Annotated in this window: 3 protein-coding genes; all 3 read right to left on the bottom strand. The window is 46.8% G+C overall.

Translation table 11 applies throughout. From position 1 onward, the window contains the following. Positions 1-295 precede the first annotated feature (295 nt). Entirely contained in the window at positions 296-1069 is a 774-nt protein-coding gene (locus F6K49_RS36610) for an ABC transporter permease (RefSeq protein WP_293104766.1), read from the bottom strand. A 7-nt stretch (positions 1070-1076) separates the two neighbouring features. Continuing rightward, positions 1077-1985 (bottom strand): ABC transporter ATP-binding protein, encoded by a 909-nt coding sequence (locus tag F6K49_RS36605; RefSeq protein ID WP_293104763.1) that lies wholly within the window; start codon positions 1983-1985, stop codon positions 1077-1079. A gap of 296 nt (positions 1986-2281) precedes the next feature. Beyond that, positions 2282-4001: asparagine synthase-related protein (locus tag F6K49_RS36600; RefSeq protein ID WP_293104760.1), on the bottom strand; the 1720-nt coding region annotated here is incomplete at its 5' end.

Raw genomic sequence — 4001 nt, 5'->3', positions numbered from 1 at the left:
GGCAAGAGGCAATAGGCAAGAGGCAATAGGCAAGAGGCAATAGGCAATAGGCAATAGGCAATAGGCAATAGTTAATCAACTATATAGAGATTTTTGGTAATGAAAAAACCTGTCATCCTTTTTTGAAATTCATTTGTCAATGCTAGAGTAGAGAATAGACCTCTTACAAAAATAAATATGAAATCAAAATCTATTCCTTTTGCCTTTAGCATGCCCCCCTTACTAAGGGGGGTTAGGGGGGATTCCTTTTGCCTTGTCTTCAGCAAGGTTGATCAGACTTATGCAATAGGTCTAATTAATATCCGCTTAATATTCCGTGTTGCTTAGCTTGGCGTTCCGCCCATTGAAAAACCAGTAACCCGAAGGTAAAATAGACTATGCCATTGACTAAGGCAAGGGCAAACTCAGAGATATCTAAACTTTGATTGCTTACCATCACTTGGCGCAGTCCATCTGCACCCATTGTCATTGGTAACAATAGTCTTAAACCTTGGAATCGGCTCAGCCATGTTTCTGTAGGCACGGCCAGTAAAAACAAGAACGTAAACTGGAAAAGTCCTAATACTTGCTCGACACGCTTGAACACTAAGGCCAAAGCACCCATCAAGAAGGAAAGACCGTAGGCTCCTAGTAACAAGGTACACAGAGGTAAGAGTAAACTGGGAGGAAAGCTGAGACGGCTTCCAGTTACGAGAGTGATCAGCAGCAATAGACTGACATTTAAGATAAGACGTAAGGCCAGACTAACGACAGTTCTAGCTAAAAAAACTTTGGCAGCACTGAACGATGAAAGGAAAACTTGTTCTAGGGTTCCAGTTTGGGCTTCTATTTGTAAAGTAATGGCAATATCATTAACAACAGATAAGACTAAAACCCAAAGCACGTAACCGACGACAATCGTATCAATTCGATTGCCAACACTTAGTTGGGGCCCAGCAACAAACCGAACGCTGATAAACATTCCATAAAAAATGAATGTTGTGACGGCGACGGAGGAAAATGCTTCAACTGGATAGCGGATAAACTCAGTCCAAGTACGCTTGAATTCAGCCCGGAGCAATTGCAGCATGGCTTTTCTATCCCACTAGTTTTAAGAATACTTTTGTTAAATCAGCCTCATCCTTTTTGACTTGCACCAAAGGCAAAGGATTGAGGATTTGCAATACTTGATAAAGACCTTCTGGTGTGCCAGGGTAAAGAATTTCTCCCTTTTGTACCACGCCACCTAATGCTTCCAGTTTGCTGAGTCTTACCTGGTCTAAGCAGCCTTCGATTGCGATCGCATAGGTGGACCCAGAAAACCGCTGGATAATCTGGCGAGTTGGTTCCAGAGCAATGATTTGACCTTGTTGAATAATAGCGACCCGGTCAGCAATTTCTTGGGCCACATTGAGTTGATGGGTGGTCAGTAGAATGGCGCAGCCTGCTTGTGCCATTTCTCGAACCATGGTTTTGACCCGCTGGCTGGCTTCTACGTCTAACCCTAAAGTGGGCTCATCTAGGAGCAGTAATCGGGGTTGATGAACCAAAGCAACAGCGATCGCTAATTTCTGTTGCATCCCCCGGGATAGTCCTTGTACAGGAGTGTGACGTTTGGACAACAGACCAAATCTGTCTAATAAGGCCAAACCCTGACGATGGGCGATTTTTTGGCTCAAGCCTCTTAAGACTCCGAAATATTCCAGGTTTTCCTCGGGAGTCAAACGCCAGTAGAGGTTGCGGTTACCTTCAAGAACCGCACCCACCAGCCGCCGTGCCTGGGGATGGCGATGGGGATCACGACCAGCTATTTTTACTGAACCCCGATCAGGTCGAATTAAACCCGCAATCATCTTAATGGAGGTCGTCTTACCTGCCCCATTGGAACCAAGAAAAGCCAAGACTTCCCCTGGTTCAATGGTTAAGGATAGCCCACGTACTGCTGCAACGATCTTTCCCCGCTGTCGGTAGTTTTTTTGGAGGTTATAAGCTTCTAGTGTGGTCATGGCTGTAATTTTGCTGACTCTTGGGATAGCGCTACGCGCAAGGCAATAGGCATGCTAGCAATAGCTTGTTATATATAGCTTTTGCTGCTTTTATAAATGTCCTAACCTTAATGTGTAGTGCTTTACGATATATTTTTTATCCTAATGAGGTGCAAATGATAGTTTACATCTTCCCTCACTTCCGCTCCTAGCAGGAATTAGGAGTTGTTTAATATTATTAACTTCACTGCTCCGAAGTCCCTACTCCCTGCTCCCTAAAAATCAAACATTTGTACCTCACCCACCCGAACATGATCCTAACAAGTGATTTCGACTTGCCGATGTAGCTGGTGTACTTCCGTTGGTGCTTCTAGAGGTTGATGCTGTGCTGCCATCATTTGGTCGAACCAAGCGATGAGTGCCAATGTCGTGTTAATGTGATAGATGGCTTCCATATTTCCAATGCCAACGGCAGCCTGGCGCATAGCGTGAATCAGTTGCTGGGCATCAAATATGCCTAATTCTTGGCTGGGGGAATTACGCACCATGAATTCTAAACAGGGTAAATGTTTAGACAAACCAAGCCAATAGATATCGTTAAATGTAGCTTTGTCACGTCTGGTGCGAATTGGTTCTGGCAGTATTCCCCGCATAGCTGTTTGCAGAACTGGCTTGGGCATACCAGGGATTTCTCTGAGGGCTGTGGGCAATTCTAGGCAGAAACTCAGCACGCGAGAATCAAGAAAAGGATGGGAGTTGTGCATACCTTGTGGTGCTGCCAGATACCATCGAGACCAATCACCTACGGAGGTTTGGAGAGACCACAAATCCACAGATAATTCAGCGGAACCACCGTATAGTCTTTGAGCATTTTGTTTGCCAATGGTCTGCATTTTGAAACATTGGGCAAATTCGGGCAATATCCAGGGAGGAATGGCAAATTTTCCGACCTTGGGCCAGCGTCCAAACCCACCCCGCCACCAGGTGCCAATAGTACCCACCATCAGCATCGGCAAAGCAGGCCCAATGCCGAATTGATAAAGGATTGACCAGATACTCTGGTTATTAGCCTGTGCCATGCGTTGGGCTTCGGAAAATGCTGCTAACCATTGACCTTGGCGCAACTGACTCGCCATACTCAGGCGTGTTCCTACCAGCAGTTCATCAGCTCCCATACCGGTTAAAATGGTATCGGCTCCCAGTTTATGGGCAGCTTCCACTAAAAGCTTTTCCATGGCTAGGTGGGATAGACCTGCATAGGGTTCGTCATGGTAAGGGATGTCATCATTGAACCAGCGAAAGACCAGGGCGTCGTCAGCATCGATGAAGTGAGGGACAATCGGTCCACCCTGTTCTAGCACCATCTCGGCGTATGCTCGCTCACCAGCCAAGCTAGGACGTTTGTAAACTGCTGTTAGGGTGTCTAACTGGGGTTTGCCTACCCCAGACAACATCCAATCCCGGGCGAGACAAACGACACTGGAAGAATCCATTCCCCCGGATAGGTGGGCAGCAATTTGCCCTCGCTCCATTCGTTGTTTAACCGCTTGCCGCAACAGATGGGCGTAGTGTTCCCCTGCTGACTCTAGGGTAAGGCTGTTGTTGTGGTGTTGTTTTGCTGCCCAATCCCACCAACGGTAGGTTTCTACCTTTCCGGTAGCAGTAATTGTCAGTATTGTGCCAGGAAGTACACGGTTGATGCCCGTGAATGCTGTTTCCTCAGTTGGTAGCTCGAGAGCGGGAGAGGGCAACATCAGAAATTGGGCGAGAAAGTCAAGGTTGAAGGGCTTATTGGGGAGCAAATCTAGGAGGGGTAGGATACTAGTGCTAAGAGCTAGCTTTGTTCCTGTGTTGAGCCAGAATAACTGCCAGGAACCAAGGGGGTCACGCAGGGCGAACAGCCGTTGTAATTCCCCATCCCACACCACCAGAGAAAACTCTCCCTCTAATTGTTCTAGACCTTGGCGACCGAAATGACTATACACTGCTAGGGCAATTGCTGCGTCTGATGTACAGTTTTGAGTTATGGACTGGGGA

The sequence above is a fragment of the Moorena sp. SIO3I6 genome (assembly GCF_010672095.1).
This window is presented reverse-complemented; position numbering and strand designations above follow the sequence as displayed.